This is a genomic window from Desulfatitalea alkaliphila (assembly GCF_022968795.1).
GTDB classification, from domain to species: Bacteria; Desulfobacterota; Desulfobacteria; order Desulfobacterales; family Desulfosarcinaceae; genus Desulfatitalea; species Desulfatitalea alkaliphila.
Window position 1 is genome coordinate 135,902 of sequence record NZ_JALJRB010000003.1, and the last position, 21,672, is coordinate 157,573.

Sequence of the window (21,672 nt, forward strand, 5' to 3'; positions counted from 1 at the left end):
TAGCGCGCGCCCTTCATCATGGGCATAAAGGCCCTGGCCGGTTTGATTGGCCGGGAGAAAATTCACGACTGCTTGCGCCGGGTGCAAAGACCGTAAAGCACCGGCATCAGGATCATGGTCAGCAGGCCCGAAACCAGGATGCCGCCCACCGAGGCCACACCGATGCCGTTGCGCATTTCGGCGCCGATGCCCGTGGCAACGGCCAGGGGGAGCATGCCCAGGACCGCGGCGGCGGTGGTCATGAGGATCGGGCGGAACCGCTCGCAGGCGGCGGTGATCATGGCGTCGCGGCGGTCGCGCCCCTCGGCCACCCGTACGTTGAACTGATCCATGATCAGGATGGCGTTGTTGACGACGATGCCGGCCATCATCACGAATCCGAGCAGAACGAAGATGTCCATGCTCAAGCCGGCAAAGGCGAGCGCCCACATGGCGCCGATCAGGGCCAGGGGCAGGGTGACCAGGATCAGTACGGGCTGTTTGAAGGATTCCAGAATGGCGGCCAGGGTCAATATGACCAGGATGATGGCGATGATGGCGGCTTCGCCCAGATCGGCGCGGGATTCGGCCAGCACTTCGTAATCGCCCACGAAGGTGTGCGTGTAGCCGGGCGGAAAGTCGCCGCGATCCCGGATGGCGGTAGATATGCGATCCACCGCCGAACCCAGCGGCAGTTGTCTTTCCAGGCCGGCGGTGAGTTTGGCGACCCGCTGTTTGTTCTTGCGGATGATCTTCACCGGCGCCCGCTCTTCGGACAGTTCGGCCAGGGTTTCCAGCAGCACGGGTTGGCCCGGAGCGCCGGGAAACTGAAAATGGTGCACCTGGTCCTTGCCTTGCCGGGGTTCCATGCGCACGACGATATCGTAGTTGCGCGCGTCCTGCTTGTAGGTGCCGGCGGTGAGCCCTTCCAGATTGGCCCGCAGCGCCGTGCCCAGGGCGGCGGCGGGCATGGCGCGGTCGGACAGCACCGGCCGGTTGGGACGGATGCGGATCTCCGGTTTGCCTTCCCGCGCCGTGGTGTCGATGTCCTTGAGTCCGTCGATGGCCGCGGCCAAATCCCGGGTCCGCAGGACCATCCGGTCCAGGGTCTCCAGCGACGGTCCGGCGATCTCCATTTCCACGGGCACTTCCAGCCCGCCGCCGACGGTGGCGGGCTTGGCCACGGTGATGATCGCCTCCGGATAGTCCGTCAGGCGCGCACGGATCCGGGCGATCAGTTCGTCCACCGTGACGGTGCGCATATCCCGTTCGGGAAACTTGAGCAGCAGTTGAGCGAGGTAAACACCCTCGGACGATTGACCGAGAATGCCTTCCACCTTGCCCACCGTGACCATGCGGTGGCGCAGTCCGGGCAGATCGGACAGGCGGTCTTCCACCTGTCGGACACGCCGCCAGGTCTGGTCCAGGTCGTAACGCGTGGGATACTCCAGTTTGACGATCACTTCACCGCGATCGATGCCCTGAAAGAGGTCGAAGCCGATGCGCGGCGCCAGGCTCAACGCATGGACCAACAGGACGACGATGCCCAGCACCACCACCAGGGCCCGACCGCGGTGGCGGTCCAACCCTGTGAGCAGGCGCCGATAGCGCTCGACGGCCGCGGCCAGGCCCCGGTTCCAGCCCGACGACAGGCGCGACAAGAGGCCGATGCGCATCTCGGTGCGTTGTTTGAGCAGCAAAGAGCAGAGCATGGGCGTCAAGGTGAACGAGATGAAGAGCGACACCAGGGTCATGATGATCATGGTCAGCGCCAGGGGCGTGATGAACATGCTGATCATGCCGTCCAAGACCGCCAGCGGGAAAAGCACCACCGTGTTGGTGCCGGCGCTGGCCAACACCGCGATGAAGCGTTCCTTGGCGCCCAGGGCGGCGGCCGCCTTGGGCGGCTGTCCCTCGGCAAGCCGCTGGAAAATGCCTTCGAGCACCACGATGGAGTTGGCCACCAGGACGCCCACGGACATGCCGATGGCGATGAGCGTGGCCGTGTTGAGAGTGAAACCGGCCATCTGCATGAAAAAGAGGCCGATGACAATGGTCAGGGGCATGGTGATGCTCACCACCAGCAGCGCCCGCAGATTGTAGAGAAAGACAAAGAGAATGCCGCCGGTGAGCAGAACGCCGGCCGCCACGTTATACCAGGCGCTTTGCACGGAGGCTTCGATGAAGCGGCCCTCGTCGGTCACCCAGACCAGCTCCATGCCCCCGGGCAGTTGTCCCTGGAGCCCATCCACCACCTGCCGTACGCGGCGGGTCACCTCCACCGTATTGGCATCCGATTTTTTCACCACCCGGATGGAGACGGCCGGACGACCGTCCACTGCCGCCGCCTCGCGCAGTTCGGGAGTGGTCATGGCCACCCGGGCCACATCTCCGATGCGGCAGCGCATACCCTCCTTGTTGGCGATCTCCAAATCAAGGATTTCCCGAATGGCGGTGAAGTCGGCATCGAACTTCACGTTGTACTCGGTGCCGCGTTCCTGAACGCGCCCGCTGGGAATGGTGCGCACCCCGCCGCGGATCGCCTCGTGCACATCCAGGGCCATCAATCCCCGGGACTGGAGCGCATCGCGGTCCAGCAAGACCTGCACTTGCCGGGGCGCACCGCCCACCAACTCCACCGCCGCCACGCCGACGATGGTGGTCAGCCGGTCCTTGAGATCGTTGTCGGCGAAGTCGAAAAGGGCGTCCAGGGGCGCATCGCCGGTCAGCGCCAGCGTAATCACGGGCATGGCGTTGACATTGAATTTTTGGATGATGGGGTCTTCCACATCCTGAGGAAAAAGGGACCGCACCAGATCGATCTGCTCCCGCACATCGATGGCGGCGATGTCCACATCGACGCCCATTTCGAATTCCAGCAGGGTCTGGCAGACGTTTTCCATGCTGACGGTGTTGACATGCTTCAAGCCGTCCAGAGAAACCACGGCGTCTTCGATCCGGCGGGCGATATCGGTCTCGATCTCTTCAGGCGAGGAACCCGGATAGATGGTGACAATGGTGATGAAGGGCGCATCCATGCGGGGCATGAACTCCACCCCCATTTTGCGGGATGCGTTCAACCCCAGCAGCGTCAGGGCGATGATCAGGCATCCCATGGCCACAGGACGCCGGATGGCGGCATCGGCAAGAAACATTACTGCGCGGCCTCCTCTTCCGCCACTACAACGACGGCGGTGCCCGGATTGAGCCGCTCCTGGCCCATGTGAACGATGGGCGTGTCCGGCGCCAGCCCTTCGCCGCGCACGGCGATCCAGCCGTCCGCGGCCGGTCCGGTTTCAACCGCCAGCAGGTGGGCTTGCCCGTCGCGCACGGTGAAAACCGCCTGCCCCGGCCCCCTGCGCAGCACCGCTTCCCGCGGCACCCCTGGTGCGGATTGAGTCTGCAGCACAATGGTCATGTCCACCCGCGCCCCGGGCACCACGCCGTATGGCGGATCTTTCAACAGGGCCTTGATCTCGAAGGTGCGCAACGTGGAATGAATGGTGGGGCTTTTGGTGGTGATGACCGCTTCGCCGATATCGATGCCCCCGGACCGGGCCCGAAGGATGGTGCGGCCTTCCGCCACCCGCGCAAAGTGATTCTCCGGAAGAAACGCACACAGCTCCACCACGGAAACATCCTCGATGCGCAAAACGACGGCGCCGGCGGCGGCCATCTCCCCCGGTTCGAGCCGCCGTTCGCTGACCCGGCCGGCGATGGGCGCCGTGACCAGGGCATCGGCCAAATCCTTGCGGGCGATGGCCAGATGGCTGTCGGCCTGGCGCGCCCGGGCGCGGGCCAGGACCAGTCCGGCCTCGGCCTCGGCGAGTGCGGCCCGCACCTGATCGAAGTGCGATTGCTGCGCCTCGAAAGCACTCTTGGTGACGGCACGATCCTGTTCGTACAAACGCCGGTAGCGCGCGTAGTCCAATTGCACCTTGGCCAGGTCGGCCGTGATGCGCGCCACGGTGGCCGAGCGCGCCGTCACGGTGGCGGCCGCCACGTTCACCTGTTGTTCGGCGGTTTCCACGGCCCGGCGCAAGCGCTCCGCGTCGGTTTGAAACAGCGGTTGGCCCGATTCCACCGCATCGCCCCGGTCGACATAAACGGCATCCAGCACGCCGCTGATGCGGGCGGACACCAAGGCGCTGTGTTTGGCCGTCACATTCCCCGACACGACGATCCGCTCCTCGAAAACCATTTGCCGCACCGGCGTGAGGACCACCGGCAAGGGTTGCACCGCCTCGGCGGCGGTGGCACGGGGCGTGGCGCCGCGACCATAGGAGAAATAGGCAAGTATCCCCGCCGCCAAGGTCGCCATCACCAGGCCGGCGACAATCACCGTTTTATTCGATCTCTTCATGGTCCTGTCCTTTTCCGGATATTCCCATCACATCGCGCAGCGTGGCGGCCGTTACCTGAACCTGAAAATCACTGACCAAGGCATTGGACGCGGCCACGGCATGATGCGCCACCGCATCGAGCCGTTCCGCCGGGGTCAGCAAGCCTTCCCGCCAAAGGGCCTCGGTTTCGCTCAACACAAGGGTGGCGGCGGCCAGCTCCTGTCGGGCCAGCTGCCGGTTGTCCAGGGCCTGGTCATGACGCGAACGGGCCTGGATCACCTCCAACATGATCTGCAGGCAGGCCTGCTCGCGGGCCAGGAAGGCTTGTTCCCGACGCTCCTTGGCCGCCCGGTAGGCATGCAGATTGGCGAAACCGTCGAACACCGAAAGCACCCCCGTCACGCCGAAGGTCCACAGCTCACTGTAGCGCAGAAAGCTATCGCTGCTGTGGCTCAGTTCGGCGAACCCTCCCACCAGGGGCAAAAACCGGGCAATGGCCGTTCGCACCTCGTCCTTGCGGATGGCGATGGTGCGGTCGGCGATGTGCATTTCGGGCCGCAGCAACAGGGCGTCCAAAATCTGATCGACCAGCGGCGCCTCGGCGAGGGTGATGGGGGTTTCCGGTTTCAGTTCGATTTGCGCCAGGGGCGACAACCCCATGACCTCCAGCAAGACGGCCCGGGTCTCGGCCCGGTTGCGCACATTTTCCGCCAGGCGGGTTTGCTGCGCCTGCACCAAGGTCCGGGCACGGGCGACCCGCCCGGGGGTGGCCAACCCTTCCCGGGCCAACGCCGCCGTCTGACCCAGCAATCCTTGGGCCTGCTGCAGGGCGGCTTCGATGGCCGTTCGCGATTGGTCCCGGGAAAGCGCGGCAAAGTACAAGATGGTGACCTGCAGCCGAATCAAATCCCGGGTGCGTTCGGCCACCAAGCCGCTGATCGCTTCCCCTTTGAGATAGGCGCTGTAGAGAAACCAGGCCTGGGGCGCGAAAATGGCCTGCTGGGCGCCCAGCACCGCCGACGTCACCGCCTGGTCGGACATGGGGGTGTACTGGCCGCCCACCCCGAGGGCCTGCTGCCGGTCCGACGCATAATGGGTCACCTGAAGATCGATGTGCGGCAGAAAATGGCTGAAGGCGATCTTGCGATCCAGCATCGCCAACCGCCGGTCGATGCGAGCCGCCTGGGCATCGAGATTGTTGGCCAGCGCGATCCGGATGCAGTCATCCAGGCCCACGGGAAGTCCGTCCGGCAGTTCCGCCGCGGTTCTGGAAGCGAGTTGACCGGGGAAGGTTTCCACATGCTCCCGGCGCAATCCGTCGAAATCGGTTGCGCAACCGGCCAACAGCGCCAACCCGGCAGCCAGGGCGACCAGCGCGCACCAAAGACGGCCCCACGGCACCGCGGCACACACCATGGGTTTCATGGGCGCGCCCCTGCCAGGTCGCCGTGCACAACGTCGAGCACCTTGCGGTAGGCTCGCAACAAAACGGCCCGTTCATTCGAGGTCAAACTGCCCATGATACGGTCGAGCTTGCGATAGCGCCCGGTCAACAGCCCCTTGAGAAATTCACGGCCCCGGGATGTCAACGAAACGGCCAGTTTGCGCCGATCCCCGGGGTGGGGATCGCGTTGCGCGTAGCCGCGCCTTTCCAGGGCGTCCAGCAGGCCGGTCATGGACGACCGGGTCAAATGGACCTCCTCGGCCAGATCCGCCGGCGTCATGACGCCCTCCGGGTGGTGGTAAAGGGACTCCATGATCTCGATTTGCCGGGCGCTCAGGGTCGCAGCCGCCAAATAACTGTCCATCGCCTGCTCCACCTGGCGGTGCAACTGCGCGATCGCGAGCCCTTCGCGCAGCGCTTGCATGTCAATCCCTTTGATCCGCCGGGCATAGGCTTCGATTCCGTCAATTCTCGTCTGACTTGGCATTGGGGGCACCTTTCGGCGTTGGTTGTTTTTTAATACGGAATCTTACTATTTGTTTCAGTACTATCGTGTCAAGTACAAAATGACCGCCTGTAAAACCGCCGAAAAAAAAGCACCCAAGAGCTCAGCTTTTCGGCGTTCAAGCCGATATATTTAGTGTCCATTGGGAAGCGGAATATTGCAAATAGACAAACGGGAGGGGCATTTGAATCGCAGAACCTTTTTGAAAATTTCGACTGCCGGGGCTTTGGCCTATGGCCTTCAAAGCACCTTGAACCCGATGGCGCTGCTGGCCAAGACCGATGCAACGCAGTCGCCGGACATCAAGTACAAGGTGACCGACAGCCATTTTCACTATGTGGACTTTCTCCAAAAAACCGAAGGCATGACCGCCTTGCTGCAAGCCATGGACACGGCGGGCGTGGCGCACATCATGTTCTCGGGCATGCCTTTGACCAAAAAATGGGACAAGTCCGAACCCGAGGAGCCCAGGTACTACCTGGACGATAACGCCCGCACCTACTGGTACTCGGCCACGGACTTCGTGATCGCCCGCCGCTGCCTGGAATTGCCGCAAGCCGTGCGCGCCCGGTTTCACCCCTTCATCTGCGGTTTCAACGCCACGGACAAGCATTCCGTGCTTCACATCGAACGCATGCTGGAGGAATATCCGGGGCTGTGGCAAGGCATCGGCGAGGTGTTCGGCCACCGGGATGACCTTACCAACCTGACTTACGGTGAAACCGCCCGGGCCAACCATCCCGCCCTGGATGCGGTGTACGAACTGGCGGCACAAAAGAACCTGCCCGTCAGTCTGCACAACAACGCCACGGCCCGCAACCGGTTGGACCGCCCGATTTATGTCCACGAAGTGCAGCAGGCCCTGGCCAGGCATCCCAAAACCATCATCATCTGGGCCCATGCCGGACTCTCGCGCTACCTGGATCTGGATCAAATCGCCTACACCGGCTTGCTGCGCGAAATGCTGACCAAGCATGCCAATCTGTTCATCGATCTGTCCTGGCTGGTATTCGAGAACTACATCATGGACCAAGACACATCCCAGAAAATCCGTCCTGAGTGGCTGACCCTGATAGATGATTATACCGATCGCTTCATGATCGGATCCGACAGTATCGGCCATTTTGCAAGCTACAACGGCAACATTACAAAATATTACGCGCTTCTGGATGCGCTGGACGCGGAAAAGGCGCACAAGGTTGCATTCAACAATTTTCTCACTCTGCTGCCTGGAATGTGAAGGGTCCGCGCCACCGCCGCTCCGAGGAGATGGTCCGGGACGATTGAAAACCACTGGGAATGTGCTTCGCCACGACCAAGGCTTTTGCTTGTGGCCCCTTGCAGACCTTTTTAGAAATCCCTGCTCAACCGCATTTCCCGGGAACATTGCATCTCCGGGAAAGGGCTTGTTCGATCATAGTTAGCCAGCTTTCCGCCTGTTTGCGCAGGGACGGACGATTGCGTGCCTCCAGAAAGGCTGCGCGCGCCGTTTCCAGGCGCCCCTCCTGATAGGCGGCCATGCCGAGCAGCAGCAACGGTTCGGCGCCCTGCCGCCCTTCACATCCCGCGCGAATTACGTAATCGAGATGCTCTCGGGCCTCGCCCCACTCTCCCAATTGCATCAGCAGCCGCCCTAGGCGCAGGCGGATTTGGCATCCGCCGCCGTTGCGGGCCTTGTGTGTCAAGACCCGGACGGCGCGCCGGGTTTCCCGGGCCTGGAGCCATGCATCGGCCAGCAGTTGCTGGTGGTCGGCATTGGCGGGCAGCCGGGCGGCATCCAGGGCCTGTTCGAGCACTCCGGCGCCATTGTGGGGAACACCGGCCTGGCAGTAAAACCGGGCCAGCCGAACAATTTCAACAGGTTCCTGGAACAGCTGATTGTGGTAAGCGGCGGAGAGCACCGCGGCGGCCTGCCGCTCCTTGCCCAGCTGCAAATAGGCGCCGGCAAGCTGCAGCCAGTAGCGGCTTTCGCGGGGGTTACGCTCGATGAGCCGCGGCAGCCAGCGCACCGTGCCGTTGTAGTCGCCGGCATGGTGCAGGGTCGCTACCATCAGTTCATACCAGCTGGTTTCGGGGGTTGCGGCGGCAGCAATGGCGCTTTCCAGATGGCCGGCGGCGGTTTTGTAACGCTCGGCGCCGAAGTAAATCCAGGCTACCCGCACACGCTGATCAGGTGTGGGATCGGCGATGGCGGCCATCCAGGTTTCGATGCGCCGCACCGCTTCCGCGGGCCGTTGGAGTACCAGCAGCAATTGGGCGCTGTTGTAATGAATCTGCTGTTGCAACGCGGGATCGAGGGCATCAAGGGTCAGGGCCTGTTCGAAAGCAGCCAAAGCCTGCGCGGGTCGCTCGGTTTCACCGTAAAGATAGCCCCGCATCTGCCAGGCGACGGCCAGGGCATACGGCTCCCGGCTGAAGGCGGTGATGCACTGGTCCAGAAGGGTTTCGGCCTCGACCCATTGGCCTGCGTTCAGCCGTTCCCGGACGGCGGTGAGCTGCTTGTGCGCGCCTTCGGAGACCGTAAAGGTATCGGCTGGAGCCAGAACCGGCGCCAGTAGGCAGAGCCATGCCAGGAGGACGAACCGATACGGTCCGGGACCGCGCCGCGGGGATGATGCGGGTCGGGTGGGGCGCCGGCGGGCATAAGGGCCTGCCTGCGCCCGATCCCGCAACGATTGCGCGAAGCAAAGGTTCATGATTCTCCCTCCAGGTTGAATGCGATGGTGATGGTGGCCAGGGCCGGCACTGCCTCGCCGTCCCGGGTCTGGGGTTGAAAGCGCCAGCGGCTCAATGCGCGCACCGCCTCCAGGTCGAAGATGCCACGCCTCGGTTCGGCCGCCACCACCCGGATGTCGCGCACACCGCCATCCGTCTGGATGACGAACTCCAGCCGCACCCAGCCGGTGACGCCCTCCATGCGCGCCCGGTGGGGATAGCGGGGCATCACCTGGTGCACCGGGGTGAGCGGTCCGGTGTAGCGCATCAGCCCGGGATCACCGGACGGAGTGCTGATGGCGGGCGGCAACGCAACGGGTACGCCGGCCAGGGCCAGATCGGGCTGCACCGCCAGGGGCGGCGGATCGATTCGGGGAATGTCCGGCGGGGCGTTCACGGGATTGGCCATGGCCTCCATCGGCGGCAACTGCTCGGGCGGTTCGGGAGGCGTGGGCTTTTCGCGTTCCCGCTCCCGGACCGCCTCCGGCGGCGAATCGGCCCGGATGAATTGGGGCAATGGCTGGGTTCTTATCCCCCCCAGGTCGAACCGGCCGCGACCGATCAGCCCGTCCATTAGCAAGAACAGCCCCATGGCGGATAAAAGGGCCAGGATCAGGGCGAGGCCGTAGCGGGCAGGGGAGTTGGCAAACGATATCGCTTTGAATCGGGCTTGGGTATATGTCATGGCGATGATTGGGAACCTGGGTAGGTTGTTAAAGGCATACCGGACACCGATTGTCCATTGGACACGACCTATCGCAAGCTGTCGGCGGCGATGGCGACATTGAGAACACCGGCCAGGCGCACCTGGTCCATCACCTGGACCAGAATGCCGGTCCGTGATGCCGCGTCGGCCTGGATCACCACGGCCCCTTCCGGGTTTTCGGCCCGCAAACGCTCCACATTGGCCCGCACGGCCCGCAGGTCCACCTGGCGGCCGTCGATCCAGATCGCCCCGCCGTCCGATACGGCGATCATGATGTTGCCGCGTTCCTGGCGCTGGGCGGTGGTGGCCGCGGGCCGGTTGACCTCGATGCCGGCCTCCTTGACGAAAGAGGTGGTGACAATGAAGAAAATCAGCATGATAAACACCACATCCATCATGGAGGTCATATCGATCCGGGCCGTTTCTTCCTCACGCTGACGGCGTCGGTAGCGCATTGTGCGTCTCCTTGTTGCCTGCTGTTTCCAGGGCTGCGGCCCCGTCCAGAGCACACCCCATGCACACTTCCCGGGTCAGGGTGTCGGCGGCCAGGGCCGCCCGCGATTCACAGCCGCGCTGCAGACGGATGCTGAACAGGAATCCCGAAAGGGCCACCACCAGACCGGACATGGTGGGAATGGTGGCCATGGAGACCCCGGCGGCCATGGCCCGGGGGTTGCCCGTGCCGCTGAAACCCATGGTTTCGAACACATGAATCATCCCCGTGACGGTGCCCAGCAACCCCAGCAACGGGCAGACGGCGATCAAGGTGCGAATCAGGGGCAGCGAAGCGGTCAGCCGCTGGCGCAACACCGACAGATCCTTGAAGCGCATCTTTTCCGCCAGCCGCCGGTCCGGACAGGGCGCCAGACGCCAGCGCCCATGCAGGGCGGCCAACTCCCTTGGAAAGAGCCGCCAGTGGTACCAGTAGCGCTCGATGATCAGCATCCAGAGCACCACGGCCACCAGGAAGATGACCCCCAGGATCGGTCCGCCGGCATCGAAAAAGCGGCGCAGGGCGAAGAGGGGCTCAGCCATCGCAACCGCCCGCGCGCTGCCGCTGCATGTGCTCGGCCAGCAGCCCGGCGCCCTGCTCTTCCATGATGTTCACCAGACCTCGGCTTTTGGCGGCGGCAATGCTGTGCAGCAGCAGCAAGGGGATGGCCACGGTCAACCCCAAGGCCGTGGTCACCAAGGCCTGGGAGATGCCCCCGGCCATGAGCTGCGGGTCTCCCGTGCCGAAGAGCGTGATGGATTGGAAGGTGTTGATCATCCCCACCACCGTGCCTAGAAGGCCCAGCAAAGGCGCCACGGCCGCCAGGATCTTGATGAAGGTCAAACCCCGTTCCAGGCGCGGCACTTCCCGCAAAATCGCTTCGTCCATCCGGATTTCGAGGGTTTCTGGATCCACCTGGTGATTCCGGTCGTACAATCCCAGAATCCTGCCCAGCGGATTGTCCGCCATGGCCCGATCGGTCCGCAGCTGCCGCTGCACCCGGCGTCCGACCAGGGTGAGCAAAGTAAAGCGCACCGCGAACAGACCGATCCCCAAGAGCCCCAGCAGGAGAATCACCAGGCCGATCTCGCGCCCTTGCATGACCCGCTCGACCAGGGAAGGCGATTGGACCAGCTGGGCCAGGATGGCGCCCCTGGAGGGATCCAGAGCAAAGGGCCGCACCTCCCCCGGCGGCGCCTCGGCCAGGGCCCGGGCCTGCCGCAGATAACGATTCCGGGGTTGGCGCGGCAGCTCCAGAAACTGGTTGCGCCCCTCCACGTGGGTCAGGTAACGGCCGTCGGCAATGACGTTAAAAGCCCCCACGCGCATGATCACGGCTTCCCGGCGCAGGCCGTCCGGCGCCACCACTTCACCCGTGAACGGTGCCGCCCGGCCGGTCGCCACCATCTCCTCAAGCATCAACATCCAGAAGCGCTCCAGCTCCTCGATGTCCGGCAGTCCGCGGCTATTGCTCAACCGGTGCACGAAGTCGAGGGCCTCCGGTTGGTCGGCCATGGCCAGCGAGCCGAGAAACTGGGCGTATACGTCCCCGGCGCTCTGGCGCACCACGCCGAACATCTCCCCCAGATCGCCCTGGCGTTCGCGCAACGTCGCCTCCAGCGCCATCAAGGCCAGTTCGTTGGTCTCGAAATCGGCCAGGAGGCGTTCCTGCCGATCCTGAGCCGCCTCCAGCCGCTGCCGCATCTCCCGGACCTGCCGGCGAGCGCCGTCCAGGTCGGCGCGGAAGGCCTGTTCCCGTTCCGCGTTGCGGCGCTGCTCTTCCACGGCCCGCTCCTGAATGGTTTGCAGGAACCGATCCAGGTCACTGGCGGCCAATGCCATGCCGCCGGGGCCTATCGGCATCAGCAAAAGCAGAAGCAAAATCAGCAATCCAAAGGGGAACCGGATGGCACGCATCATGGCAAAACCTCCGCTACAAACACGGGCACCTGGATCAAATCCGGCGCCGCCTGGCGCTGGGCCATACGGATCCCCTGACGGACGGAGAGGTTGTAGTCGGCCGCCAGAGCCGTCCACTGCCGCCGGTGGGCGTCCCAGAATCCGCTCTCGCGGCGATCCAGGGTCTGATAGGCCAGCACCAGACGGCCCAGGCGCAGGAACTCGACGCTGCGGGAGTGCCCGTCCAACAGCAGTTCTCCCTGGTAGGCTTCGATGGAGCGCCCGTAGTCGGCTTCGGTCTGGTAGGCCAGCATCAGCTGGCGGAACTTTTCCGGAAGATCCACGTCGGCCCGATGCATCAGGGCGCGCAGACCCGCCAAGCGGGCGCTGCGTTCCTCGACCAGAAACGGAATGTCCGCCGCCACAAACCCTTCCAGGGCCGCCAGCATCCGCAGCATCAAAGGCACGATCTCCCGCTGGGTCACCTCGATCCGGCCGATCTGCCGCTCCAGGGAAGCCAGCTCCGATACCTGGGAAGCAATCATTTGGGACAGGTGATCGTTGTATATGGTCACTTGTTCATGATGCCGCTCCATGTCGCGATATTCATGCACCAGCTGATCCGTCTCCTCGGCCATTGCATCGATGCGGCCTTGGGACGCGCGGCCCTGCTGCAAAACGGCGGCCTCCGCATCGATAATCCGCGTCACGGGCCCCTCGGCCGATACCGATTGCCCGCCCCCGAAGGTCAACAGCAGGGCCAAAGCCATGGCTGACGCGGCGCGCCAAATACCACCGGGGTCGAGCTTCCGGCCCGCGCTGTTATGCGTTATGGTTCCCGACATCATCCGGTCTTTACCTCCATAGCGGTCCGAACCCTCCGGAACTTCCGATCAGGCGCAATTCAAAGCGGTCATCAAAAAAAAAGCGTAACAGGACACGCCGCTGCCGCGTTCGCTGTTACGCCCGCACTTTCTTTGCGTCCCCATGAGGACCAAAGAACGTCAGGATTACTTTTTGATTTCTATTTTTCTATTGTTTCAGCCCATTCGTTTCCCGCATCAAGATGCGATCCGTACACCTTTTCCCAACATCGAATGGCGCATAAAGGCATCCTGCTGCTTACAGTGCCGGATGGATCCCCATGTGCCATTCGACATTTGGATATCATCGGGTCGCGCTATGGGAGGTCGGTCACTTGGACCCATAGCACTGCTTCCCGGGCCACCGGTTTGCCGTCAAATTCCGATTCGCCCACACCCAGGGCGGCGATACCCCACCAGCCGGCCTTGGGCAGGCCGATGGCGAATTCACCACGATTATTGGCGCGGATGCCGATGGTTTCGAAAGCCGGGTGGGGCGCCTCGATCTTAGGCTTGCCGGCAAAGGCGTTCTTCTCCATGTCAGGGGTGTAGTTCAGGTATTCGATTTCCAACTCCGCATTGGGCACCGGTTTGCCGTCGGCCATCACCACGCCGCGGAAGATACCGCCGGTCCAGTTGGCGTAAGGTTTGTCCAAGGGCACGATTTCGGCGGGCAGACCCAACGGTTGGTGCCAATTGCCGGGAACCCCACCCACATTGAGCATCAACTTGGTGAATTGCTGAATATATTCTTCATCCGCAGGCTCGTAATAGGGACCGGGCACCAGCACGAACACATAATCGCCCATGGAACGAACGATGCGAGCCGGCAGCCTGGCTTCGTATGCTTTGCCCGCATGCCCCTGGCTCGTCCAGGTGATCTGCTTGAGATGCTCCTTCAAATCGGTTTTGCGGGGCTCGCCCTCTTCGCCGCGTTGATGCACCACATAAAATTCCTGCACCGGTGCCATGTCCATGGTGTGGCCGCCTTCAAAGGGATGGGTGAACACCAGCTTCAGGAGCATCTCGCCGCCGCGCTCCAAAGCGGTCAGGGGGGTGTAAAGCAACTGATAATGGGCCAGCGCCGGGGAGCCGACCAACAGGGTCAAAACAACTGCAATCAACCAAAAACGCTTCATGGAAGTCTCCTGTTTTCTTATGCGATGGGATCAATTTGTTTACTGCTCTAAGTCCATATCCGGTTTACTATTCGAAGATCTGGCTGCCGGAAATTTCGATCTGATGGCCGTCCCCGCCGTCGAAAACGACGGTGTAGGCGCCGGCCGGTTTCTCGAGTTCAACTTCGCTGTTGCGTGTCAGCTCGGTTTTCAAAAGCACTGCGCCGGATCCGTCCTTGACGAGGATGGGCGTACCGGCGGCGCTGCTGCCGTCGGAAAAGCCACCTTCACAAAAGATTGTGCCGTCGCCGTTGTCGAAACAGGAGAACAGCGGCGTGTGGGCCGCGGCGGGCGCCGCAAAGGCCGCGATACCGGTCAAAAGAACACAGACAAACAGATATCCTCTGGTTTTCATGAACATTCCTCCATTGATTGAATTAAATAAGGTGATGTGGTTTACGGGTCATTGCGTCGGGGTATTTCATCGCTGTCATTCGATCGAGGTGCCGAAGTTGCCGTGGATGGGTGATCGGTCATTGGTTCGGCGACATCCGTCAGAGTGCACAGATCCGGGGTGCCGCGGGTCGGACAGTCCGCGCTTTTGGCGCTCGGGCAGGAGCCGCAGGCACACCCGCCTTTGCGGAAAAAGGTGCGCCAGAGGTAGAAAACCGCCCAGCCGACAATGAGGCCAAGGATGAGGTATTCCCAAATCATTGGTATCATGCTCCCTTCTTTTCGATGATCGCGGCCCCCTGCCGGGCCCAGGCGGGATCTCTGACGAATGCGAGCCCCACGGCCGTCAGCAGGGCCAGCAGGTAAAAAGCGGCCATGGCCTGGATCCCGCTCAGATCCAACAGGCGGCCGACGGTGAACACTCCGCCGGCCACGGCGAGGCCGAAGATCGTCGGGAACACGATGGAAAAAAGCATCCATTTGTAGGAGCCGGTCTGCACCTTCACCGTGATGGTGGTGGCCAGGCAGGGCGGGTAGAGCACGAAGAAGATGATCAGGGCCAATGCATGCAGCGACGTCCGGCCGTCGGCCGCGCCTTCGCGACCCATGCGCTCTTCCAGCGTGATGTTTTCGTCCACGCCTTCCTGAAACAGCACGCCCAGGGTGGCCACGCTGGACTCGCGCGCGGCAAAGGAGCTGATCAGGGCCACGTTGATCTTCCAATCGAACCCGGCGAAGCGGGTCACCGGTTCCAGGGACCGGCCGATGGTGCCGAAATAGCTGTGCACGATGGTCTCTTCCCGAATCCGGGTGCGCAGGGTGCTGCGTTCGCCGGCCAAGGTGCGCAAAGCACGGTTGACGGACCTTGCTTCGGCATCCCGGGGGCGCAACAGGGGGTATAAATCCGCGTGACGCGCTTCGAAGCGCGCGTCCACTGCGGCGGAAGCCGCCTGGTTGGTGGCGGCCAGTTTGGCCTCGCGGTAGGCCGAGGCGACATTGAGCAGTTCCAGGATGCGCGGCCCCTGCAGCAGATCGGCATAAGCCGTATCCTGGATGCCTTCCTGGAAATTGCTCACGGCGCGTTGCATCGCGGCGTCGAAATGATCCAGCCGCTCTTGGGGCAGCCCAGGGTACTGCAGCAGCACGTAGACGCATACGGCCACAGCCACAACGATGGTGCCTACTTTCTTGATGTAAGACCAAGTGCGGTCCAGCGCCCGGCGCAGCACGCCGACGGGCGTGGGCAAATGGTAGTTGGGCATCTCCATGACAAAGGGAGCGGTTTCACGGCCCGCCAGAATGGTGATGGTCAACAACTTGGCCACGATCATGGCCATGATGATGGTGATGGTGGAGATGAACAGCATGACATAGGATTTGTGGGCCGTGAAGTAGATGCTCACCAGCAGGGTGTAGAGCGGAATCTTGGCCAGGCAGTTCATGTAGGGCACGGTGAGGATGGTGGCCAGCCGAGAGCGTTCGTCGGGGATGCCCTTGGTGGCCATGATGCCCGGCACGGCACACCCGCCGGTGAAAACACCACCCAGGATGAAGGGCAAGGTGGACTGCCCGTGCAGGCCGAAGCTCTGGAACACCCGGTCGAGGATGAAGGCGATGCGGGCCATGTAGCCCGAATCTTCGAGAATGGCGATCAGTACGAACAGGATCAGAAATACCGGCACGTAGTTGAGCAGGGTGTTGACGCTGTCCACCATCCAAAGGGCCAGGGATCGAATCAGGGTGTCGTGCAGCAGGCCGGGGTCCGGCAGCAGGCCGGCCACGGTGGCGCGCAGCCAGGCCAAGGCCGGCCAGGTCAAGGTGGTCAGCTTGTAGCCCTGGACGATGGACAACTCATAGATCAGGTAGACCGTGGCCACCAGAAAGAGCGGCGCCAGGGCCCGGTGCAACAACACCCGGTCGATCTTTTCCGAAAGGTGCACCGCTCCCGGCAAGGTCGCTTGCTGGCATCGGTCGGCCAGATCGGCGGCCGCCCGGTCACGACAGGAGACGATGTGGTCGCCGGTGGAAATGGCATGGGCCGCCTCGAATGCTTCGGTCGCCACATCCGTTTCGGCCAACACGGCTTCTGCTGCGACATGGTGGGTCCTGACAAGCGTGCGGGTGCCGACATCGCCTTCCAGCAATTTGATCGCCAACCAACGCGCAGGCGCCATGGCAACCAGTGTCTTAGAGGTCGCCAGACGGTCCGACAGGGTGGCGATGGCCGGCTCCAGGACATCGTAATCGACGCGAAAGCCTCCTTCCGCCGCCCCGGACAGACCCTGCCGGACCCCCGCAATCTGCCGGATGGCCTGCCGCAGCTCCGCCTTGCCGCGCTTTTTACGTGCCACGGTGGGCACTACGGCCACCCCCAGCAGTCGTCCCAACTGCGCGGCGTCCACTGCACGGCCACGGGCCTCGGCCACGTCCACCATGTTCAGGGCCATCACCACCGGGAACCCCATCTCCAATACTTGGAAAGTGAAGTACAGCCCGCGCCGCAAACTGGATGCGTCGATGACGTTGACAATGGCGTCGGGCTTTTCCCGCAGCAAAAAGTCCCGGGCCACCCGCTCCTCCAGCGAATAGGAGGTGAGGCTGTAAGTGCCGGGCAGGTCCACCACCGCCACCCGCCCCTGGCGGTTGCGGTAGCTGCCCACCTTTTTATCGATGGTGACGCCGGGATAGTTGGCGATGTGCTGGTTGGCCCCGGTGAGCATGTTGAAAACCGTCGATTTGCCGGCATTCTGCTGACCGGCCAGGCCTACGGTGACGTTTTGGCCGCTGCTTTTCATGGATATGCCCGCCTACCCCTCCTGGACCTCGATCAAATCGGCTTCCCGCTTACGCAGGGTGACGGAGTAGTCCCCCAGGCGCATCTGCAAGGGATCGCCCAAGGTGGCGCAACGCACCACTTCCACTTCGGCGTTGGGCACGAAACCCAGGTCGAGGAGTCGTTGCCGGATCGCACCTTGGGACCGATGGCGCCGGATACGGCACCGGCAGCCGGTGCCGATATCGGCCAGCACGCGGCAATGGCAGGCCGGCCCCATGGGCTGTTGAAGGGAAAAATCGGTGCAGCCGTCACATCCGGCTGCCATGGCGCGTTTACGGCGGCGATGGCGGTTGAACATTTAAACCCTCTCAGAATTGTTTATTATTATTTCTTTTTTTTAAAATTCATTCCTTATTCGTATCTTCTAACATTTAAAGCGATCCCTACTTTACCTATCGCTAAAATTTTGTCAAGCCTTTTTGGCGCATTTTGCACAACTTGTTTGGGGTCCTCTCGTCGGCCCTTGCCCTTGGGGCTCACGCATCAAGAGTGCGTGCGATGGATCATCGCATGGGGGCGTCGATTCAGTGGATATTTGGGGAGGTGCGCTCGCGGTGTATTTCGCGGCCAAAGCGGTCGCACGGTCGCAGACACCCTGGGGTGGCAACGCGACCGGAACGGCGGGTTGGGCAGGTGGTTGTCGCTGTACCGGGTGGGCGCCCATTGGGCGCCTAGGCGGGATTGGCCGCTCAGGCGGCCTTTTTGGTGATCTTCAGAAAATAATTGATACCGAGAGACTCCTTGAACACCTGGATATCTTCGATTTGTTCTTCCGGGATGGCCCGCGCGAACTCCAGCATATCCTGCTCGTCGCGGTAAAACAGAAACCAATGGTACACATATTCCATCACAAACTTAAGGTCCACGGGATTGCCGAATGTGAAATTGCCCACCACCAGCGAACCGCCGGGCCTGAGCAGTTCGAACAGATTGCGGGTCAGGGCGACGGTGCCTTTGCTGTCGTCCAGGGGAAAGGTCTTGATGTAATCGTACAGACCCGAACTGTAGATCAGATCGAAGCTCTCTTTTTTCAGATAGGACATTTCGTACTTCAACGGGCTCAGGGCGAACCGCAAGCCGCGGAAATCCTTGCGCGGCGAACAGAAGTTGACCATCAGGCGCCGGGGGCGGGCCGCCATGTAATTGCCTGAGATGATCTGGAAAGCATTGGCCAAGGCGTATTTGAAACGGGGCTCGCGATCCGAAATGTCATAGGCTTTCAGGGTGTCCATGTCGTGATCGAGGGCAAGGAAATGATAGGGATCCTCTGTGTAGACGTCAAGCAGTTCGCGAATTTCCTGGGCCGGGCCGGCCGCCAGGCTGAGCACCTTGCCGCCGTTGAGTTTGGTGATCTCCTGGGTCAGGAACAACTTGCGGTTGCGCACCGCCTGGCAAGCCTTGGTGGAGACCGCATGTTTGTGCAGCAGCATGCCGAAAGGGGTCTTGCCCTCGAACTGATTGCGGTAGATGAAGGACATCATCTGGGCGTCACCCGCATAACCGTTGGGCTTGTTGATGATCTGCCAATAAAAGGGCGCTTCCTGAACCGCCTCGAAATAGCGGGAGGATCGCACGAAAGCCCGATGCGGCTCGGCATCGCCATTGTGGAAGCTTTCGGCAATGCGCCCCAAAGGATCCATCAACGCGATCCGCCAATTCTCGAACAGCGTCAGTTCCCGGGCCAGTTTCTCTTCCAGCGCGTCGCCCTTGAGCGTCAGCTTGTTGAGCTTGTGCCGCAGAGCAAGATGGCCCGCTTCCAGCTCTTTGAAACATTTTACGAAAGTCGGATTCAGTTCTCCCATGAGTGCTTCTTCCTTTCCGGTGTCAACGACGCGACCAACCCCCCATCCCGCCATCAACCTACGGCGGTCATGGCCGCCTCCGCAGCCGTTGCGCGGCCCGCTGCCAACATCTTGCCCACCAGCTGCGACAGATCGTTGAGATTGTATGGCTTCTGAATGAACATGCTGTTGCCCTGCTGGATGATGGTGTTGGCCTCATCGGGCATACTGTATCCGCTGGAGAGAACCACTTTGAGTCCCGGGTGGATCTGCTTGAGCCGGTCATAGGTGGCATAGCCGCTCATGCCCGGCATGATCAGGTCCAGAATGACAAGATCTGGATAGGTCTCCGCGGCCTCGTAAAAGGCGATCGCCTCCTGACCGCAGCTTGCCGTGTGCACCTGATAGCCGATGCTGGTCAGCATCTCGGCGGCCACTTCGGTGATCATGTCCTCATCATCCACCACCAGGATCCGCCCCTTGCCCCGGACCGTACGCTGAATTTCCGGCGCCTCCACCGCGGGCACGCCGTTTGAGGCGGGTAGGAAAAACGAGAGGCGACTTCCCTTACCGACCCGGCTTTGCACCTCAAAAAAGCCGTTGTGGTTCTGGAGAATGCCATAGGCGGAGGCCAGCCCCATACCCGTCCCCCGGCCCACTTCCTTGGTGGTGAAAAAGGGATCGAAGATTCTTTGCATGGTGGCCGCGTCCATACCAACCCCCTGGTCCGCCACCTGGACAACGGCATATTGGCCCGACCGGGCGCTGCACCCCTTCACGCGCTGCTCATCGACCACCATGTTGCGCGTCGTGATGGTCAGTGTGCCGCCGCCGGGCATGGCCTGCCAAGCGTTCAGCAACAGGTTGAACAACACTTGTTCGATCTGGCCGCGGTCGATGTCGACCACCCACAGCTCGGGGTCCAAGGCCAGGTGGATGGTCACCTCCTTGTGGGTACGACCGAACAGATTGGCGCTTTCCGCGATCAATTCGTTGAGGTGGGTGGCATGCACCTGGTACTTGCCGCGCTGGGCGAATCCCAGCAGCTGCTTGGTCAGTTCGGAACCGCGGATCACGTAGGCTTCCGTGTTCTTCAGCTTCTCATAGAAGGGATGGCTGGGGGTCGTATTGAGCAACATCAGCGAATTGTTGCCCTGAATGCCCATGAGCAGATTGTTGAAGTCGTGGGCCACGCCGCCGGCCAAGCGGCCGATGGCCTCCATCTTCTGGGCTTCGCGAAACTTGGTCGCCAGCTCCTCGCGCTCTTGCTCGGCCCGCTTGCGCTCTTCGATCTCCTCGCTCAAGGCCTTGTTCTTCTCCACCAGTTGCGAGGTGCGTTTGGCCACGATCTTTTCCAGGCGTCGATTGACCGTCTTGACCTTCTCCTGCTCCTTCTCCAGCTGGAAGGCCAAAAAGAAATCCCGCCGGGTGTACATCTCGATGAAGTAGCAGGCGAACATGCCCACCAGATTGGAGCTGATGAAGAAAAAGCTGTTGTTCACCAGTACCGTGAAGGGCGCTTCGATCACCTGGTGGGCCACAAGTTCATAGAGTGCTACCAACAACCAGCCTGCGGAAGTAGCCCATATGAACCGCACCCGGGTGAAGGTGTAGCCCCAAATCAGCACGAGAATCAGCCCGGCGTAGTAGGTCTGGTTGACCGGCGGCGGCAATATTGCCACCATGTAAATGATGCCGGAGCCGGCCACCGCCATGGCCGCGGCCATGGCGAACTGAAAATAGCGCTTAAAAGCCGCGAAATAGGAAAAGCCGATCATGGCAGCCAGGAAAGGACAAACGATGAGGAACCGGACGGTCCAGAGGGTGCCCGTCATTTCGGGGATCAGCAAAAGATCGAGGATCCCGAAGACGGCATACATGACGATGCCCGCCAAGAGGGAAAAACGCACCGAGCGCAAGGAGTTGGTCCAATAGCTCTGACGGAACCGATCTTCCAGATCGCCATGGAAAGAGAGGGTGATCGGATGCAAATCGATACGATTGAGCCCCTCGGCGGCGGCCGGCATGAGTGCATCCCTGGGTTCTTTGCGCCGTTTCACTGACATCTCATCCACAAATAGTTGCATCTTCCACCCCTGTACGCACCCGAAGCGCACCGACCGGCCGAAGACGGCCAAAGGCCATCGGCATACCCCTTTGAAGGCGAATATCGGCACACGCCCACTGATGGCCCGGCTATTGACGGAAGCCGGGTTGGTGATTCGGACGATTGCTGAAGCCATTTGACAGACTGCTGGATCACGCATCAAATCGATGCAAATAGCATGCCCCTACAGGATTCTCTCCAAGCAACCCATGGGAACCACATTCAACCTCCCGATATCATGACTGATACGCACAACCCGCATGGGGTCACGAGCCAAGACGCCGGACGGAATTGACAAAAATGGGCAGACGGAATCGCCGAAAATTGTCAAGTCTATCGGATCGGGCCCGCCACCCGCTGTATCTGTCCGAAAGGACAATAGGGCCGCTTGCGCCCATCAAAAGGTGTATGTGGTGGGGTCAAACAGATC

17 protein-coding genes are annotated in these 21,672 nt (G+C 61.9%); 1 reads left to right on the forward strand and 16 read right to left on the reverse strand.

Going from position 1 to position 21,672, the window contains the following annotated elements:
- Nucleotides 1-62 precede the first annotated feature (62 nt).
- The 4 genes from MRX98_RS04240 to MRX98_RS04255 are packed head-to-tail and all read right to left on the reverse strand — an operon-like array spanning nt 63 to nt 6,253.
- Complete coding sequence (locus MRX98_RS04240) at nt 63-3,134, reverse strand: efflux RND transporter permease subunit (RefSeq protein WP_246903266.1); 3,072 nt, start codon at nt 3,132-3,134, stop codon at nt 63-65.
- On the reverse strand, nt 3,134-4,342 hold the full coding sequence (locus tag MRX98_RS04245; protein WP_246903268.1) for an efflux RND transporter periplasmic adaptor subunit: 1,209 nt from the start codon (nt 4,340-4,342) through the stop codon (nt 3,134-3,136). Before MRX98_RS04245 ends, MRX98_RS04240 begins: the two co-directional genes overlap by 1 nt.
- Nucleotides 4,326-5,747: a TolC family protein gene (locus tag MRX98_RS04250; RefSeq protein WP_246903269.1), complete on the reverse strand. Its 1,422-nt coding sequence runs from the start codon at nt 5,745-5,747 to the stop codon at nt 4,326-4,328. The genes MRX98_RS04245 and MRX98_RS04250 overlap by 17 nt, the downstream gene beginning before the upstream one ends.
- Nucleotides 5,744-6,253 (reverse strand): MarR family winged helix-turn-helix transcriptional regulator, encoded by a 510-nt coding sequence (locus tag MRX98_RS04255; protein ID WP_246903271.1) that lies wholly within the window; start codon nt 6,251-6,253, stop codon nt 5,744-5,746. The genes MRX98_RS04250 and MRX98_RS04255 overlap by 4 nt, the downstream gene beginning before the upstream one ends.
- Nucleotides 6,254-6,455: 202 nt before the next feature.
- On the opposite strand from MRX98_RS04255, the gene MRX98_RS04260 reads away from it, so the two are divergent.
- On the forward strand, nt 6,456-7,511 hold the full coding sequence (locus MRX98_RS04260) for an amidohydrolase family protein (RefSeq protein WP_246903273.1): 1,056 nt from the start codon (nt 6,456-6,458) through the stop codon (nt 7,509-7,511).
- Nucleotides 7,512-7,635: 124 nt separating this feature from the next.
- Here the strand turns inward: MRX98_RS04260 and MRX98_RS04265 are convergent, their stop codons facing one another.
- The 12 genes from MRX98_RS04265 to MRX98_RS21965 all read right to left on the reverse strand — a co-directional run bounded on the left by MRX98_RS04265 (nt 7,636) and on the right by MRX98_RS21965 (nt 21,222).
- Entirely contained in the window at nt 7,636-8,967 is a 1,332-nt protein-coding gene (locus MRX98_RS04265; RefSeq protein ID WP_246903276.1) for a tetratricopeptide repeat protein, read from the reverse strand.
- Nucleotides 8,964-9,671, reverse strand: coding sequence for an energy transducer TonB (locus tag MRX98_RS04270; protein WP_246903277.1), 708 nt, complete (start codon nt 9,669-9,671; stop codon nt 8,964-8,966). Before MRX98_RS04270 ends, MRX98_RS04265 begins: the two co-directional genes overlap by 4 nt.
- Before the next feature lie 68 nt (nt 9,672-9,739).
- A complete protein-coding gene (locus tag MRX98_RS04275) occupies nt 9,740-10,147 on the reverse strand; it encodes an ExbD/TolR family protein (RefSeq protein ID WP_246903279.1) in 408 nt (135 codons plus the stop codon).
- On the reverse strand, nt 10,122-10,727 hold the full coding sequence (locus MRX98_RS04280; protein ID WP_246903280.1) for a MotA/TolQ/ExbB proton channel family protein: 606 nt from the start codon (nt 10,725-10,727) through the stop codon (nt 10,122-10,124). Before MRX98_RS04280 ends, MRX98_RS04275 begins: the two co-directional genes overlap by 26 nt.
- Complete coding sequence (locus MRX98_RS04285) at nt 10,720-12,105, reverse strand: MotA/TolQ/ExbB proton channel family protein (protein WP_246903281.1); 1,386 nt, start codon at nt 12,103-12,105, stop codon at nt 10,720-10,722. The genes MRX98_RS04280 and MRX98_RS04285 overlap by 8 nt, the downstream gene beginning before the upstream one ends.
- Nucleotides 12,102-12,932 carry a DUF3450 domain-containing protein gene (locus MRX98_RS04290; RefSeq protein ID WP_246903283.1) on the reverse strand — a complete coding sequence of 277 codons (831 nt, stop codon included), beginning with the start codon at nt 12,930-12,932 and terminating at the stop codon, nt 12,102-12,104. The genes MRX98_RS04285 and MRX98_RS04290 overlap by 4 nt, the downstream gene beginning before the upstream one ends.
- Before the next feature lie 332 nt (nt 12,933-13,264).
- Nucleotides 13,265-14,086, reverse strand: coding sequence for a DUF4198 domain-containing protein (locus MRX98_RS04295; protein WP_246903284.1), 822 nt, complete (start codon nt 14,084-14,086; stop codon nt 13,265-13,267).
- Nucleotides 14,087-14,153: 67 nt separating this feature from the next.
- A complete protein-coding gene (locus tag MRX98_RS04300) occupies nt 14,154-14,480 on the reverse strand; it encodes a hypothetical protein (RefSeq protein ID WP_246903285.1) in 327 nt (108 codons plus the stop codon).
- A 304-nt stretch (nt 14,481-14,784) separates the two neighbouring features.
- Complete coding sequence (feoB, locus tag MRX98_RS04305) at nt 14,785-17,313, reverse strand: ferrous iron transport protein B (protein ID WP_246903286.1); 2,529 nt, start codon at nt 17,311-17,313, stop codon at nt 14,785-14,787.
- A gap of 12 nt (nt 17,314-17,325) precedes the next feature.
- Nucleotides 17,326-17,652, reverse strand: a complete 327-nt coding sequence (locus MRX98_RS04310) for a FeoA family protein (protein ID WP_246903288.1) — start codon at nt 17,650-17,652, stop codon at nt 17,326-17,328.
- 391 nt (nt 17,653-18,043) lie between these two features.
- Nucleotides 18,044-19,156 (reverse strand): hypothetical protein, encoded by a 1,113-nt coding sequence (locus MRX98_RS04315; RefSeq protein WP_246903289.1) that lies wholly within the window; start codon nt 19,154-19,156, stop codon nt 18,044-18,046.
- Nucleotides 19,157-19,209: 53 nt separating this feature from the next.
- The gene (locus MRX98_RS21965; protein ID WP_281432189.1) at nt 19,210-21,222 is read right to left on the reverse strand and encodes a response regulator; all 2,013 of its coding nucleotides are present in this window, start codon (nt 21,220-21,222) and stop codon (nt 19,210-19,212) included.
- Between the last annotated feature and the right edge of the window lie 450 nt (nt 21,223-21,672).

Bases quoted from the DNA above. Each gene is read 5' to 3' on its own strand.
- MRX98_RS04250 (WP_246903269.1), bottom strand. From the start codon at position 5,747: ATGAAACCCATGGTGTGTGCCGCGGTGCCGTGGGGCCGTCTTTGGTGC.
- MRX98_RS04255 (WP_246903271.1), bottom strand. From the start codon at position 6,253: ATGCCAAGTCAGACGAGAATTGACGGAATCGAAGCCTATGCCCGGCGG.
- MRX98_RS04315 (WP_246903289.1), bottom strand. From the start codon at position 19,156: ATGGGAGAACTGAATCCGACTTTCGTAAAATGTTTCAAAGAGCTGGAA.
- MRX98_RS04240 (WP_246903266.1), bottom strand. From the start codon at position 3,134: ATGTTTCTTGCCGATGCCGCCATCCGGCGTCCTGTGGCCATGGGATGC.
- MRX98_RS04265 (WP_246903276.1), bottom strand. From the start codon at position 8,967: ATGAACCTTTGCTTCGCGCAATCGTTGCGGGATCGGGCGCAGGCAGGC.
- MRX98_RS04275 (WP_246903279.1), bottom strand. From the start codon at position 10,147: ATGCGCTACCGACGCCGTCAGCGTGAGGAAGAAACGGCCCGGATCGAT.
- MRX98_RS04245 (WP_246903268.1), bottom strand. From the start codon at position 4,342: ATGAAGAGATCGAATAAAACGGTGATTGTCGCCGGCCTGGTGATGGCG.
- MRX98_RS21965 (WP_281432189.1), bottom strand. From the start codon at position 21,222: ATGCAACTATTTGTGGATGAGATGTCAGTGAAACGGCGCAAAGAACCC.
- MRX98_RS04280 (WP_246903280.1), bottom strand. From the start codon at position 10,727: ATGGCTGAGCCCCTCTTCGCCCTGCGCCGCTTTTTCGATGCCGGCGGA.
- MRX98_RS04300 (WP_246903285.1), bottom strand. From the start codon at position 14,480: ATGAAAACCAGAGGATATCTGTTTGTCTGTGTTCTTTTGACCGGTATC.
- feoB (WP_246903286.1), bottom strand. From the start codon at position 17,313: ATGAAAAGCAGCGGCCAAAACGTCACCGTAGGCCTGGCCGGTCAGCAG.
- MRX98_RS04295 (WP_246903284.1), bottom strand. From the start codon at position 14,086: ATGAAGCGTTTTTGGTTGATTGCAGTTGTTTTGACCCTGTTGGTCGGC.
- MRX98_RS04310 (WP_246903288.1), bottom strand. From the start codon at position 17,652: ATGTTCAACCGCCATCGCCGCCGTAAACGCGCCATGGCAGCCGGATGT.
- MRX98_RS04285 (WP_246903281.1), bottom strand. From the start codon at position 12,105: ATGATGCGTGCCATCCGGTTCCCCTTTGGATTGCTGATTTTGCTTCTG.
- MRX98_RS04290 (WP_246903283.1), bottom strand. From the start codon at position 12,932: ATGATGTCGGGAACCATAACGCATAACAGCGCGGGCCGGAAGCTCGAC.
- MRX98_RS04270 (WP_246903277.1), bottom strand. From the start codon at position 9,671: ATGACATATACCCAAGCCCGATTCAAAGCGATATCGTTTGCCAACTCC.